Origin of the sequence: Paenarthrobacter sp. YJN-5, assembly GCF_015040095.1 — a bacterium.
In the GTDB taxonomy this organism is placed as follows: domain Bacteria; phylum Actinomycetota; class Actinomycetes; order Actinomycetales; family Micrococcaceae; genus Arthrobacter; species Arthrobacter ureafaciens.
Map to the genome: position 1 here is coordinate 3,747,513 of NZ_CP053544.1, position 13,910 is coordinate 3,761,422.

The following is a 13,910-nucleotide window of genomic DNA, read 5'->3' on the forward strand; positions in this document are numbered from 1 at the left end:
ATGGACGCGGTGCTTCCTTAGCTCAGTCGGTAGAGCGTTTCACTCGTAATGAAAAGGTCATCAGTTCGATTCTGATAGGAAGCTCGGTTGAACCCCCGGATAGCCCTGTTTCAAGGGCTATCCGGGGTTTTTTATTGACCGTTGTGACCCGCGGGCTGCTCCGGAAGCCTCGCACGCCCTACTTGAGACTCAGCACCTCGTCGATCGGCCGGTTGTTGACGAACACCTGCGCGCTCGTCGCTCCGGACGCGGCCATGGCGGTGTATTCCAGCTGGGCCTTCGCGCGCGGGACATCGCATACGCCACCCAGCATGAACTGCCCGGAGAGCCAGATGGTGATGGTGCTGCCGTTCAGCTCGCCGCCAAGGTAGCTGAGGTTGGACTGGTACAGCACGTTGATCAGCCCGGAGAGGCCGACGTCGCGGCTCTTGTTGGCAAGCAGGGCGTTGATGCTCGGGCCCACCTGGTCCGTGAAAGTGACCGGCGCCGTCGTGGTGGCCACCAAGCTGTCACCGCACCCGATGCGCGGCCCGGAGACGCCGTTGTCGCCGACGGCCACGTAGTAAACGGTGAGCGGTCCGGTCTGTTCAGGTAGACCGGACGGCACTGGTTCCTGCGTGGCTGGCGTGCTTGCGGGGGCGGACGACGGCGGCGCGACAGGCGTGGAGGCGGCTGGGGCTGAGGTTGTGGCCGACGCCGTCGTGCCCGCTGTTGAGGTGGGGCCAGTCGTCCCGCTTGGGCTGGCGCTGCTCGTGGTGGGCGACGGACCCGGCGGCCCGAAGCAGGCCGTCAGGACCATCAGGCTGCTGAGCCCGAGAATGCAGAGTGCCGAGAACCTGGGCTTGGCCATGATGCCCCCTTTGAAACCTGACGTCGCCGTTGCAGGCGCCACTTTCAAGCTACGCCTGAGGGTTATTCCACAACAGGGACCAAAGTCCGGGCTGTTGGGCCGCCCGCGTAGCAGGCCGGGGGCTTTGTGCCCTGTTTCCGATGCGGGGCCGGTCCTAGCCTGAGTTAAGCAGCGCGGTGAAGGGCCGGCTGCCGGACCCGGGAGGCACACGGTGAAATCGGCAAACGCAAGCATCATCGCAGGCGTCGTCATCCTTGCGTTGGGCGTCCTGCTGCTGCTGGACAGGGTGGGCATCATGGACAGCGCATCCTTTGCGGCACCGCTGATTTTCGCGGCCGTTGGGGTCCTGTTCCTGTCCCTGTTCATCCGCCGCCGGGAGAACTGGTGGGCGGCCATCCCCGGATCGGTGTTCCTGGGCCTTGCTGCGGTTATCACCACCACCCAGCTCACGGGCGGCGCTTGGGGTGCAGCCTTCCTGTTCGTCTTCATGGGTGCCGGCTTTGCCGCCGTGTTCCTCCGCGAACCGGGCAACTGGTGGGCCCTGATCCCTTCCGGCGTCATGTTCACGCTGGCGGCCATCGTGGCCCTCCCGCAGGAACTGCAGGGTACCCCCACCGCCGCCGTCCTCTTTCTCGGTTTAGCCGCCACCTTTGGTGTGCTTTCGCTGGTTCCGGTGCGCGTCGATGAAACCAGCGACCAACGGAAGAGGATGAAATGGCCGTTGATTCCGGCCGGGGCACTGGCGGTGATGGGACTGATCTTCATCCTCCAAGCCACGGTCCTGCTGATCCCTGCGGATTTCGCCTTCCCTGTGGTCATGATCGTGGCCGGCGCCGCCCTGGTGGTGTTCGCCTTTCTGTCCCACCGGGACGGACGGCGGAAGGCGCACGACCCCGGCCCGCGGGCAGGCTGAAGAACCCGGAACTGCGGATTTCCGAGGGTTCTTTGCTTTACAGCGCCCTTCCGGGATCATCAACGATCTGCGCCTTCTCAGGGTTCCGGTTTCAGCCTGCGGCGCACAAGAACGCCACGGTCCTCAACAAACCCGTAGAATGACGACATTATGGATGACCCTCCTTCACATATGCCCAGGCCCCTCTGCCCGCTGACCGGATTGCCGGTCTCCCAGGGAGAGGGGCGCCCGAATGTATGAATGGATCATGCTCGGCATAGGCCTCGTCCTCACTGTCGGCACAGGATTCTTCGTCGCTTCGGAGTTCGCTTTGGTCAATCTGGACCGGACCGAACTTGAAGCCCGCCAAGCCCGCGGCGAAAAGCGGCTGGGGCCAACCATCAAGGCCCTCAAGATCACCTCGACGCACTTGTCCGGCGCGCAGCTCGGCATCACGCTGACCACCCTGCTCACCGGCTACACCTTTGAGCCCGCCATCAGCCGCATGCTCAGCGAACCTCTGCAGTCCTGGGGACTCCCCGCTGATGTGGTTCCCGGGGTGGGGGCAGTTGCCGGCATTTTTCTTGCCACTGTGTTCTCGATGGTGATCGGCGAGCTGGTCCCCAAGAACTTCGCTTTGGCCCTGCCCCTCGCCACAGCCAAAGTGGTGGTCCCTTTCCAGGCGCTGTTCACCGCCGTCTTTAAACCCGCAATCCTGCTGTTCAATAACACTGCAAACAAGATCATCCGGTCCTTCGGCATCGAGCCGAAGGAGGAGCTCTCCGGTGCACGCTCAGCAGAGGAGCTGTCCTCGCTGGTGCGGCGGTCAGCCATGGAAGGCCTCCTGGATCAGGACCATGCCGAGTTGCTGAACCGAACCCTCCGGTTCTCGGAGCACACGGCCGGTGACGTCATGACCCCTCGAGTCCGTATGACGACGGTGGACGCTGACCAAACTGCCGCCGAGATCGTGGAGTTGGCTTCTGCTACGGGGTTTTCCCGCTTCCCGGTGATTGGCCGGGACCGGGACGAAATCCTGGGCGTCCTGCACGTGAAACAGGCCTTCGCCGTCCCCTTGGAGCAGCGCGATGCAGTGGTGGCGACGTCCCTGATGACCGAACCGTTGTATGTTCCGGAGTCCAAGGACGTGGACGCGTTGCTGGTTCTGCTCCGCAAACAGGGCCTGCAAGTAGCGATCGTGTCCGATGAACATGGCGGAACTGCAGGGATTGTGACCCTCGAAGACCTCGTGGAGGAAATCGTGGGCGAACTCGAGGACGAACACGACCGGGCCCGCGCAGGTGTGGTCCGGGTGGGACGCTCCATCACGTTCAACGCGTCCCTGCGGCCGGATGAGCTGCTGGACCGGACAGGAATCGTCGTCCCCGAAGGGGAAGAGTACGACACCGTGGCCGGGTTCATGTCCGACCAGCTGGACCGGGTGCCTGAATTGGGCGATGAAGTTGCGGTGGCCGGGGGCGTGCTGCGGGTGGAAAGAGTGGCCGGCGCCCAGCTGGGGCGCATCCGTTTCACTCCGGACCTCGACACCGAACACATCAGCACCCATGACCAGATCATCAACAAGATCTCCGAGGAGCTTCGGCCATGAGCGAGTACCTTCCCGGCATCATCTGGCTGGTCATCCTGCTGGTAGTGAACGCGTTCTTCGTGGGCGCCGAGTTTGCCGTGATTTCGGCCAGGCGGTCACAGATCGAGCCCAAGGCCGAGGCCGGCAGCAAAGCAGCAAAGACCACACTGTGGGCCATGGAGCATGCCACCTTGATGCTGGCCACCAGCCAGCTCGGCATTACGGTCTGCTCGCTGGTGATCCTGAATGTCTCCGAACCGGCCATCCACCACTTGCTGGAGATCCCGTTGGGCCTGACGTCCCTTCCGGCGGAAGCCATTGGCATCATTGCCTTCGTGGTGGCCCTGGTCCTGGTGACGTTCCTCCACGTGGTGGTGGGCGAGATGGTTCCCAAGAACATCTCCTTCTCGGTGCCGACCCGCGCCGCCCTCCTCCTCGCTCCCCCGCTGGTCCTCGTGGCCAAGGTGTTCAAGCCCGTGATTTGGACGTTGAACGGGATCGCGAACTCCGTGTTGCGCCTGTTCCGTGTGGAGCCCAAGGAGGAGGCCACCAGCGCCTACACCTTGGATGAAGTAGCCACGATCGTTGAGCAGTCCACCCGCGTGGGTACATTGAATGACACCAGCGGCACCTTGACCGCTGCTTTCGAGTTCACGTCCAAGACGGTGGGCGAGGTTGAAGTACCGATTGCCGACATGGTGTTGTTGCCGGATTCTTCAACCCCGGCCGACATCCAAAGGACAGTAGCGGAGCACGGGTATTCCCGTTACATCCTCACTGACCGTGACGGCCAACCCTCCGGATACCTTCACCTGAAGGACGTGATGGACCTGACCACCACGGAAAAGTTCAACCGTCCGGTGCCCGAGAAGCGAATCCGCCGCCTGGCCTCGGTCTATGTGGGCAGCGAGCTTGAGGATGCCTTGGCCTCGATGCGCAGAAGCGGCGCACACATTGCCCGCGTCTTCAATTCCGACGGCGCCACCACCGGCATGCTGTTCCTGGAAGACATCATCGAAGAACTGGTAGGCGAGGTCGAGGACGCCACCAGCGTTTAAGGCCACCACGGCAAGGCCCGGTTTGCGCTCCAACATGACGACAGGACGCGCGGACCGGGCCTCACCTGTGCGGGCACGTTAGTCTGAGCCTATGGGGACAAATACCTTGAAATCCGGCGAGCAGCTCGACAAACAGTCCCGCATCCTCGAAGCGGCCTTGGAGTTGCTCTCCCGGCACGGTATTTCCGGGGTCAGCATGCGTGCTGTAGCCCGCGAGGCCGGAGTGGCCCTTGGCCTTGTGAACTATTACTACGACGACAAAACCAGCCTGATCCGGGCGGCCTTGCAGCACGTTGATGAACACGACCTCCTCCTCGTGGCACCGGATCCTGCCGCTGACCCCGTGGAGCACCTCCGCCGCGCCCTCCGCCGGGTGGCCGGCGCCGATCTGCTGACTACCCGTTATTTGTCCCTGCGCCTGCATTTGTGGGCCCTCGCGCAAGCCGATGAGGGCTACGCCGAGATCAACGCTGCCGCGTTTGACCGCTACCTGGACGGCTTGGCGTCCCTGATCTCCAATGCCAAGCCCGGGCTTTCCTGGGGTGAATGCCGCGACCGGGCCGCCGACGTCGTCGTCGTCCAGAACGGCATGTGGCTGACCTCCCTCCTCGGCATCGACGCGGCTGCCATCGAGCGCAGCATCGCCCGCACGGAAGAGATCGCTTTCGCCCCGGCGCCTGAAGCGAGCTAACGCCGACGGCGGATCGCCGGCTAAACGTCACAAACACACGGCTTGATATATCTGAGGCCGCAAAGCCTTGAACGATCGTTCAAAGTGTTCTACTGTCTTTCTATGACCTACGACACACTCAGTCCAGGCTCCTAGCACCACAGGCCACCGCTGCATCGCAGCCAGGCACGCCACCAACAGACCTTTGTGCCGGATCGACGGCTCGTAACTGCAACACCTCAGGCAACAGCCAAGGCCATACAAGGCCGGCCGCGCCGTGCCCGAATCCTGACGGACCCCGCTCTCCAAGCCCTGCACTTTGCCTGATTCCTAGGGAGAACAATGTCAACAACAGCATCCACGCTCTTCATCAACGGTTCATGGGAGGCAGCTGCTTCCGGTGCCGCCCGGGAGATCCGCAACCCGGCCGACGGTGAAGTTGTCGCCACCGTTTCCGAAGGTGGCAGGGAAGACGCCCAACGCGCGATCGCCGCAGCCCGGGCGGCCTTCGACTCCGGCGTTTGGTCTTCCACCCCCGCCCCCGAGCGCGGCTCCTTCCTGCTCAAAGTCGCAGCCGGACTGCGCGAACACCGCGAAAAATTTGCACGGGCCGAATCCTTGGACACCGGAAAACGCATCATAGAGAGCCGCATCGACATCGATGACATCGCTGCATGCTTCGAATACTTCGGCAAGCTCGCGGGCCAGCAACCGGGCCGGGTGGTGGACGCCGGGAATCCCGATGTCGTCAGCCGGATCGTCTACGAGCCCGTCGGCGTCTGCGGCCTCATCACCCCTTGGAACTATCCCCTCCTCCAAGCAGCCTGGAAGATTGCACCGGCACTGGCCGCAGGCTGCACGTTCGTCCTCAAACCAGCAGAGTTGACCCCGTCCACCAGCATCCTGTGCATGCAGCTCATGAAGGACCTGGGCCTGCCCGACGGCGTCGCGAACCTTGTCACCGGCCCCGGCCGCAAGGTGGGCGCACCGCTGACGGAACACCCCGACGTCGACCTCGTCTCCTTCACCGGCGGCCTGGAGACCGGCAAGAGCATCGCTGCTGCCGCTGCCGCAACCGTCAAGAAGGTGGCGCTGGAGCTGGGTGGCAAGAACCCCAACGTGGTCTTCGCCGACGCGGACTTCGACGCCGCCGTCGACAATGCGCTGAACGGCGCCTTCCTGCACTCCGGGCAGGTTTGCTCGGCAGGTGCACGGCTGGTGGTAGAGGAATCCATCGCCGAACGCTTCGTCGACGAACTGGTCCGCCGCGCAGAAGCCATCCGTTTGGGTGGCCCCTTCGACGAGGACGCGGAAACCGGCCCGCTGATCTCTGCCGACCACCGCGACAAGGTCCACGAGTACGTCCAACGCGGCATCGCCGAGGGAGCCCGGTTGCGGACCGGCGGCGGGGCGCCCGAAGGCGAGAAGTACGACGCCGGTTTCTACTACCGCCCGACCGTCCTGGACCGCGTCACGCGGGGAATGTCGGTGGTGACCGATGAGGCATTCGGCCCGGTAGTGACCGTGGAAACTTTCCGCACCGAAGACGAAGCCGTGGCAACCGCCAATGACACGATCTACGGGCTGGCCGGAGCAGTGTGGACGCAGGACGCCGGGAAGGCGCAACGGGTGGCGGGCAGGCTCCGGCACGGCACCATCTGGATCAACGACTACCACCCCTACCTCCCGCAGGCGGAGTGGGGCGGTTTCGGACAGTCGGGAGTGGGCCGGGAGCTCGGCCCCACGGGACTGGCCGAGTACCAGGAAGCCAAGCACATCTACCAGAACACCAGGCCGCAGGTAACCGGCTGGTTCGCTGACCACAGCAAGGAGAACTAGATGCACTTCGACACCATCGATGCCCTCGGCGAGCGCACGTTCGACTACGTCGTCATCGGCGGCGGATCTGCGGGGGCCGCCGTGGCCGCCAGGTTGAGCGAGGACCCTGATGTCACTGTCGCGCTGGTGGAAGCCGGCCCGGACGACCGCAACATTCCTGAGGTCCTGCAGCTGGACCGCTGGATGGAGTTGCTGGAATCCGGCTACGACTGGGACTACCCGATCGAGCCGCAGGAAAACGGAAACTCCTTCATGCGCCATGCCCGTGCCAAGGTGATGGGTGGCTGCTCAAGCCATAACTCCTGCATCGCTTTCTGGGCACCCCGGGAAGACCTGGACGAATGGGAGTCCAAGTACGGTGCCAGCGGCTGGAACGCTGACGCTGCCTGGCCGCTGTACAAGCGGCTGGAGACCAACGAGGACGCCGGCCCGGAGGCTCCGCATCATGGTGATTCGGGCCCGGTACACCTCATGAACGTGCCCCCTGCCGATCCTGCCGGCGTTGCCCTGCTGGATGCTTGCGAGCAGGCGGGCATTCCCCGCGCCAAGTTCAACACAGGCACCACGGTGATCAACGGAGCGAACTTCTTCCAAATCAACCGCCGTGCTGACGGTACCCGGTCCTCCAGTTCGGTGTCCTACATCCACCCCATCATCGAACGCCCCAACTTCACCCTGCTGACAGGGTTGAGGGCCCGCCAACTGGTGTTCGGCGCAGGCAAGCGCTGCACCGGCGTCGATGTTGTCGATTCGGCTTTCGGCCGCACGCACCGGCTGACGGTCAACCACGAAGTCATCCTGTCCACAGGCGCCATCGACTCCCCCAAGCTGTTGATGCTCTCCGGCATCGGCCCGGCGGCCCACCTCGCCGAGCACGGCATTGAGGCTTTGGTGGACTCCCCCGGCGTGGGTGAGAACCTGCAGGACCATCCCGAGGGCCTGGTGCAGTACGAGGCCAAGCAGCCGATGGTACGGACTTCCACGCAGTGGTGGGAGATCGGCATCTTCACTCCCACGGAGGATGGCCTGGACCGGCCGGACTTGATGATGCACTACGGCTCGGTTCCGTTCGACATGAACACCCTGCGCCACGGCTACCCCACGACGGAAAACGGCTTCAGCCTCACTCCCAACGTCACGCACGCCCGCTCCCGCGGCACGGTCCGTCTCCGCAGCCGGGACTTCCGGGACAAGCCCATGGTGGATCCCCGCTACTTCACGGACCCGGACGGACATGACATGCGCGTCATGGTGGCCGGTATCCGGAAGGCCCGTGAGATTGCCGCGCAGCCTGCCATGGCTGATTGGACGGGACGCGAGCTGTCGCCCGGCGTTGAGGCCCAGACGGACGAGGAGCTGCGGGAGTACATCCGCAAGACCCACAACACGGTGTACCACCCGGTGGGCACCGTGCGGATGGGCGCGTACGACGACGACATGTCACCTTTGGATCCCGAGTTGCGGGTGAAGGGGGTCACCGGGTTGCGGGTCGCCGATGCGTCGGTCATGCCGGAGCATGTGACCGTGAATCCCAACATCACCGTCATGATGATCGGCGAGCGGTGCGCGGACCTGATCAAGGCTGCCCGGACTGAAGCGAACCTTGCCGTCTCTGTTACCGCAGAGGAGGACTTCACGCCGTCGTACGCCTAAGGGGGCCGCCCCCAAACGGGGGCGCCTCCTATGGGGGATAAGTATCCACAGCAAAAATTTTCGATTCCGCCGCGCCCCAGGGCGGCCGATCCGATCTTGCTTTTCTGATGAGGAGTCCACAGTGGAACCCAGCAAGAGTAATGATTCAAGCGGCATGGACGAATTTGGCTACACGCAAACCCTCGACCGCAGCATTGGCAAGTTCGCCAGCTTCGCTGCCGGCGTCAGCTATATCTCCATCCTTACCGGTGTTTTCCAGCTTTTCTATTTCGGTTTTTCCATGGCCGGCCCGGCCTACGCCTGGTCCTGGCCCATAGTCTTCGTAGGCCAGCTTATGGTGGCCCTTTGCTTCGCCGAGCTCGCCGGACGTTACCCGGTGGCCGGTTCGGTCTATAACTGGGCCAAGCGGTTGTCGACCGGGACGATGTCCTGGTTGGCCGGTTGGCTGTTGTTGCTGTCCTCGATCATGGCCCTGGGTTCTGTAGCACTGGCGCTGCAGATCACCTTGCCGCAACTGTGGTCCGGGTTCCAGTTCGTCGGAGATGGCAGTGGTCCCTTCGACTTCGCCATGAACGGTGTGGTTCTGGCGACGATCATGATCACCCTTTCCACCCTGATCAACGCCTTCGGTGTGAAGCTCATGACCCGCATCAACAGCATCGGCGTCTTTGTGGAGCTGATAGCCGCGGTGCTGCTCATCCTTGCCTTGGGCTGGCACGTTGTCCGCGGCCCGGAGGTCTTCTTTGACACTTCCGGCTTCGGTGAAGGCCACGATCTTGGTTTCTTCGGCGTCTTCCTGATCGGTGCCATGGCATCCGGGTACGTCATGTACGGGTTCGATACCGCCAGTTCCCTGGGCGAGGAGACGAAGGATCCTAAGAAGACTGCACCCAAGGCGATCCTCCGCGCTGTCACGGCGTCCTTCCTGCTGGGCGGGCTGATGCTGTTGTTCGGCATCCTGGCCGCCCCCGACCTCAGCGATCCCAAAGTGGGACAGGCCGACGGCGGACTCCAGTACATCGTTTTGAGCGTCCTCGGCGGCCCCTTCGGCAAGGCGTTCCTGGTGTGCATCGTGGTGGCCGTAGTGGTCTGCACGCTCGCCGTGCATGCGGCGGCGATCCGCATGATGTTTGCCATGGCCAGGGACAACAACCTGCCGTTCAGCCGTCAGCTCAGCAAGGTTGATCCGGTCCGCAGGACCCCTACTGTGGCTGCCATCGTTATCGGCATCCTGGCGGTGGTTCCCCTGCTCATCAATGTGATGCAGCCGGCGATCTTCACCATCCTCTCCAGCATCAGCATCGTGTTGATCTACATGTCCTACCTGCTGGTGACAGTTCCCCTGCTGCGCAAACGGTTCCTGAAGAAGTGGCCCCTTGCCAACGACGGTTCCGAGCCCGGTTTCTGCATGGGCAAGTGGGGGCTCCCGGTGAACATCGTGGCTGTGCTGTGGGGCGGAGCCATGACGCTGAACCTCATTTGGCCGCGACAGGAGATCTACAACTCCGTGCCGCCTTTCGAGTGGTACCTCCAGTGGGGTGGAGTGATCTTCGTGGCCACGGTGACAATCGGCGGAGCGCTGCTCTACCGGCTGAAGATCAGGCACCAAACGGGTGTGCTGGCCGAGCACGCGGCAGCCGTTGCGGCACATCCATCCTCAGGTGAGCAGCCGAAGCCCGCAGGCGAAGCAGCAAACCCGTCCGCCGCCGTCGTACCTTAACCCCACGTCCCTTAACGCAGAAAGCCCCCACCCGTCTAAGTAGCAGTAGTGCGCGTTTTGAGCGATCAAAACGCTGTGAGGATTGGGGTGGCTGGTCTGGGATTGGCTGGCAGAGTAGGTGCAGGTCGTTCCACCCCGCGGTCGTGACTCACAAAACGCTTGGCCCCCTGTCTTGGGTGTGCCTTTAGTGCGACTTGTCCGTCTGCGGGGTGGGCGGCCGGTACCTGCCCGGCCCACCTCGGTGACTTGATCAGAAGATTGTCCGCCCCCGGCGCGGGGGCGTGACTCGTCACAGTGCTGTTCCGAAGTGACCTCTACCCGGACTGGTACCGGCCCGTAACGGCCCTGACCATGTCCGCGAAATGAGGAAAGTGCCAGAACCGCTATGACTATCGTTGCGTATTCCCACCCGTTTGTCGTCGGCGTCGACACCCACGCCAGGAAACATGTGTATTCCATCCTTGCCGCGCCAAGCGGCGAACGGATCGACACCCGGGATTTCCCGGCCACCGGGGCCGGGATCGACCGTGCCATTGCCTGGGTAGCGCGCTTGACCGGGGCCGATCCGGCCACTTTGTGGGTGATCGAGGGCGCGGCTTCTTATGGTGCGGTGCTGGCCGGGGCTGTCGCAGCTGCCGGCTACCAGGTCGCCGAAGCCGCCCGCATGGATGCCAAGACACGTCGCGGGATCGGTAAGTCCGATCCGTTGGACGCGCACCGGATCGCTTCAACAGTCCTTTCCCTGGAAGAGGACAAGCTGCGCCGGCCACGGTTGAACGAAGGGGTCCGCGCAGCCCTGCGGGTCCTGGTCAGTGCACGTCAGTCAATGACCACCGACCGGACCAGGACCGTGAACGCGTTGACCGCGCTGCTGCGGGTCAACGATTTGGGTGCCGATGCCCGTAAGCCCTTGACCGGGACCCAGATCCTGGAGATCTCCAGATGGCGTGCCCGTGAAGAACCCCTTGCCCTGTCGGTGGCCCGCTCCGAAGCCGTCAGGCTCGCCAAGCGCATCAACGACCTTGACGCGGACATCAAAACCAACGGCAACCGGATCACCGAACTCGTCGAGATCAGCGAAGCCGCGCCCCTGCTACAAGAACCCGGCTTCGGACCAGTCACCGCAGCCATTTGTCTCACCGCATGGTCCCATCGCGGACGGGTACGTTCCGAGGCTGCATTCGCCTCCCTGGCCGGGGCCAACCCCATTCCCGCTTCATCCGGAAATACCGTCCGCCACAGGCTCAACCGCGGAGGCGACCGGACCCTGAACAAAGCCCTCCACATGGCTGCCCGGAGCAGGATGGCGTTCGATCCGGAAACCATCAACTACACAGCAAAACGTGAAGCAGAAGGCCGTACCAAAAAGGAGATCCGCCGGTGCGTCAAACGCTACCTCGCCCGACGGATCTACCGCACACTCAACGCCAACAGCCCCATGCCATCGTTCCGTTGACAACCATAGAAGAGTCGCACTACTGCTACCCAGTTGGGTGGGGGCGTCTGTTTAAGGGATCAGGCGAAGTCGGAAACTGCGGGATCCGGTCCGATGCGGCCTTCGGCGCCGCGGTCCAGGCCGTTGATGGCCTCGACGTCGGCTTCATCCAGCTTCACGGACAGCGCGGCGAAGTTTTCCTGGATACGGGATTCGGTGACGGACTTGGGAATGACCACGTTGCCGATCGCGAGGTGCCAGGCAATAACCACCTGTGCGGGGGTGGCATGGTGCTTGGCGGCGATCTCGGCGATAGTCGCGTTCTCGAGCAGCTCGCCGCCCTGGCCCAGCGGCGACCAAGCCTGCGTGAGGATGCCCTGTGAGGCGTCGAAGGCACGCAGTTCGGACTGGTTGAAGAACGGGTGCAGCTCCACCTGGTGGATGGCCGGTACTACTCCGGTCTCGTCGATGAGGCGCTGCAGGCCCTCGATGCTGAAGTTGGAAACGCCGATGGACTTGACCCGGCCGCGCTTCTGAAGCTCGATCAGGGCCTTCCAGGTGTCAACGTACTTGTCCTGCTTGGGCTGCATCCAGTGGATGAGGTAGAGGTCCAGGGTTTCCAGGCCCAGGCGGTCCATGGAGTCCTCGAAGGCCGCCAGCGTGGACTCGTAGCCCTGGTCAGCGTTCCACAACTTGGTGGTGATGAAGATTTCCTCGGCGGAGAGGCCGGAGGAGGCAATGGCACGGCCCACGCCGGATTCGTTGCCGTAGATTTTGGCGGTGTCGATGTGGCGGAAGCCGGCTTCGAACGCCTGGCGGACCACCTTTTCGGCTACGTCGTCTTCAACCTGCCACACCCCGTAGCCGAGCTGGGGGATGGTGTTGCCGTCGTTGAAAGTCAGTGTTGGTGAGGAAGTCATGATGCCATCCTGCCAGCAGCAGACCGCTCTACGCGCCCGAAAACAGGAAGATCAGCTATCCGCTTAACTCATTGCAACAAGGGAATAAGGGCGGGCGCGGGTAGTTGCATGCGCCGCACGCTTTAGGGGTTTTCGCCTTGGTCACTCATCAGCCGCTCAGCGTCAGCGACCTGCTCGAAGACGGCCTCCGCGCGGCGGTGCACGGACAGGGCGCCCACAGGAACCGGCCCCACGGCGAGGCGAAGCATGGCTGCCGCCTCGGCAGTGGTGGCCAAGGCATTTCCTGCCTTGGACAGCGCCCGGTGCACTCCTGCCAAAGCACCGGGAACATCCAAGCCGTCGCTGGGTGAGCGCTTCTGGGCTTCCACGCACACCGCCCGAACCCGGGGCAGCAAGGCGGCCAAGGAATTCGCGATCTCTACCAGTTCGCCATACAGCTGATCGTCCTCGACACCCTCAAGGACCTGATGGTACCGGTCCAGCCCGCGTTGAAAACGGTCATGGGCCCGGCGCCACAGGCCCTTGCCAAGCTCAAGATCATCCTTCCGCCCTTGCCGGACGGCCCCAAAGAAACTCATGGACGAGCTTAGAGGTACTGGCCCGGACCGTGGTCGGGGTCCTCGGGACGTCCCGGTGATCCTGGCGCCGCGGCTCCTGGAGCAGCAGCCCTCTGAGGTTGGCCGTTCTCGCCAATAATGATCCCCGGCGCGATCACCGTACCCGGAGGCAACTGGCGCAGTTGCCGCTGGGCTGCTGCGTGGTCGCGCGCGGCCTGCTGGGCGGCGATGGCGGCTTGGATGCCGTGGAACAAACCTTCAAGCCAGCCAACGAGCTGGGCCTGGGCGATCCGAAGCTCGGCGTCAGAGGGTGCTTTTTCATCGGGGAACGGCAGGCTGATGCGTTCCAGCTCTTCAATCAGCTCGGGAGCCAGGCCGTCTTCCAATTCCTTGATGGAACGTTCGTGGATCTCGGCCAGGCGGCCCCGGGCAGCTTCGTCCAAGGGAGCGCTCTTCACTTCTTCCAGCAACTGGCGGATCATGGTTCCGATCCGCATCACTTTGGCCGGTTCATCCACCAGTTCCTGCAGGTTGGAGCCCTTCGGCTTACCGTCCCCGGCGTCGCCCGGTTTCCCGTCGGCCGCGGCCGGGGCATCCCCGTCCAGCGCGTTGCCTTCCACGGGAGTGCCCTCAACAGGGGTGTCGTCCGAAGCCTCATCCTTGGGCTGAATGTCGTTCAGATCGCTCATGGGTTTCATACTCTCACGCCCAAGCGGACCAACCGGGGT

At 63.5% G+C, this 13,910-nt stretch carries 12 protein-coding genes and 1 tRNA gene; 9 read left to right on the top strand and 4 right to left on the bottom strand.

Features of this window, described 5'->3' with window-relative positions; all coding sequences use genetic code 11:
* Nucleotides 1-11 precede the first annotated feature (11 nt).
* A tRNA-Thr gene (locus HMI59_RS17350) sits at nucleotides 12-84 on the top strand.
* Between the two features lie 94 nt (nucleotides 85-178).
* Here the strand turns inward: HMI59_RS17350 and HMI59_RS25765 are convergent.
* Entirely contained in the window at nucleotides 179-850 is a 672-nt protein-coding gene (locus tag HMI59_RS25765; RefSeq protein ID WP_227471437.1) for a hypothetical protein, read from the bottom strand.
* A gap of 211 nt (nucleotides 851-1,061) precedes the next feature.
* Between HMI59_RS25765 and HMI59_RS17360 the strand changes: the two genes are divergently transcribed.
* From HMI59_RS17360 to HMI59_RS17395, 8 genes are all read left to right on the top strand, one after another.
* Entirely contained in the window at nucleotides 1,062-1,763 is a 702-nt protein-coding gene (locus HMI59_RS17360) for a hypothetical protein (RefSeq protein WP_193592003.1), read from the top strand.
* Nucleotides 1,764-1,995: 232 nt separating this feature from the next.
* The gene (locus HMI59_RS17365) at nucleotides 1,996-3,351 is read left to right on the top strand and encodes a hemolysin family protein (RefSeq protein ID WP_193592004.1); all 1,356 of its coding nucleotides are present in this window, start codon (nucleotides 1,996-1,998) and stop codon (nucleotides 3,349-3,351) included.
* Nucleotides 3,348-4,388: a hemolysin family protein gene (locus HMI59_RS17370; RefSeq protein ID WP_069694691.1), complete on the top strand. Its 1,041-nt coding sequence runs from the start codon at nucleotides 3,348-3,350 to the stop codon at nucleotides 4,386-4,388. Before HMI59_RS17365 ends, HMI59_RS17370 begins: the two co-directional genes overlap by 4 nt.
* A 91-nt stretch (nucleotides 4,389-4,479) precedes the next feature.
* Nucleotides 4,480-5,079, top strand: a complete 600-nt coding sequence (locus HMI59_RS17375; protein ID WP_166186857.1) for a TetR/AcrR family transcriptional regulator — start codon at nucleotides 4,480-4,482, stop codon at nucleotides 5,077-5,079.
* A 321-nt stretch (nucleotides 5,080-5,400) separates the two neighbouring features.
* Nucleotides 5,401-6,897, top strand: a complete 1,497-nt coding sequence (locus HMI59_RS17380) for an aldehyde dehydrogenase family protein (RefSeq protein ID WP_193592005.1) — start codon at nucleotides 5,401-5,403, stop codon at nucleotides 6,895-6,897.
* Nucleotides 6,898-8,550 (top strand): GMC family oxidoreductase, encoded by a 1,653-nt coding sequence (locus tag HMI59_RS17385; protein WP_193592006.1) that lies wholly within the window; start codon nucleotides 6,898-6,900, stop codon nucleotides 8,548-8,550.
* 154 nt (nucleotides 8,551-8,704) lie between these two features.
* Nucleotides 8,705-10,270, top strand: coding sequence for an APC family permease (locus HMI59_RS17390; protein WP_193593811.1), 1,566 nt, complete (start codon nucleotides 8,705-8,707; stop codon nucleotides 10,268-10,270).
* Between the two features lie 385 nt (nucleotides 10,271-10,655).
* Nucleotides 10,656-11,726 carry an IS110 family transposase gene (locus HMI59_RS17395; RefSeq protein ID WP_193591762.1) on the top strand — a complete coding sequence of 357 codons (1,071 nt, stop codon included), beginning with the start codon at nucleotides 10,656-10,658 and terminating at the stop codon, nucleotides 11,724-11,726.
* Nucleotides 11,727-11,785: 59 nt separating this feature from the next.
* Here the strand turns inward: HMI59_RS17395 and HMI59_RS17400 are convergent, their stop codons facing one another.
* The 3 genes from HMI59_RS17400 to HMI59_RS17410 form a co-directional block, all read right to left on the bottom strand.
* The gene (locus tag HMI59_RS17400; protein WP_166186854.1) at nucleotides 11,786-12,625 is read right to left on the bottom strand and encodes an aldo/keto reductase; all 840 of its coding nucleotides are present in this window, start codon (nucleotides 12,623-12,625) and stop codon (nucleotides 11,786-11,788) included.
* 122 nt (nucleotides 12,626-12,747) lie between these two features.
* The gene (locus HMI59_RS17405) at nucleotides 12,748-13,203 is read right to left on the bottom strand and encodes a hypothetical protein (protein ID WP_166186853.1); all 456 of its coding nucleotides are present in this window, start codon (nucleotides 13,201-13,203) and stop codon (nucleotides 12,748-12,750) included.
* Between the two features lie 8 nt (nucleotides 13,204-13,211).
* The gene (locus tag HMI59_RS17410) at nucleotides 13,212-13,871 is read right to left on the bottom strand and encodes a bacterial proteasome activator family protein (protein ID WP_021474247.1); all 660 of its coding nucleotides are present in this window, start codon (nucleotides 13,869-13,871) and stop codon (nucleotides 13,212-13,214) included.
* Nucleotides 13,872-13,910 lie beyond the last annotated feature (39 nt).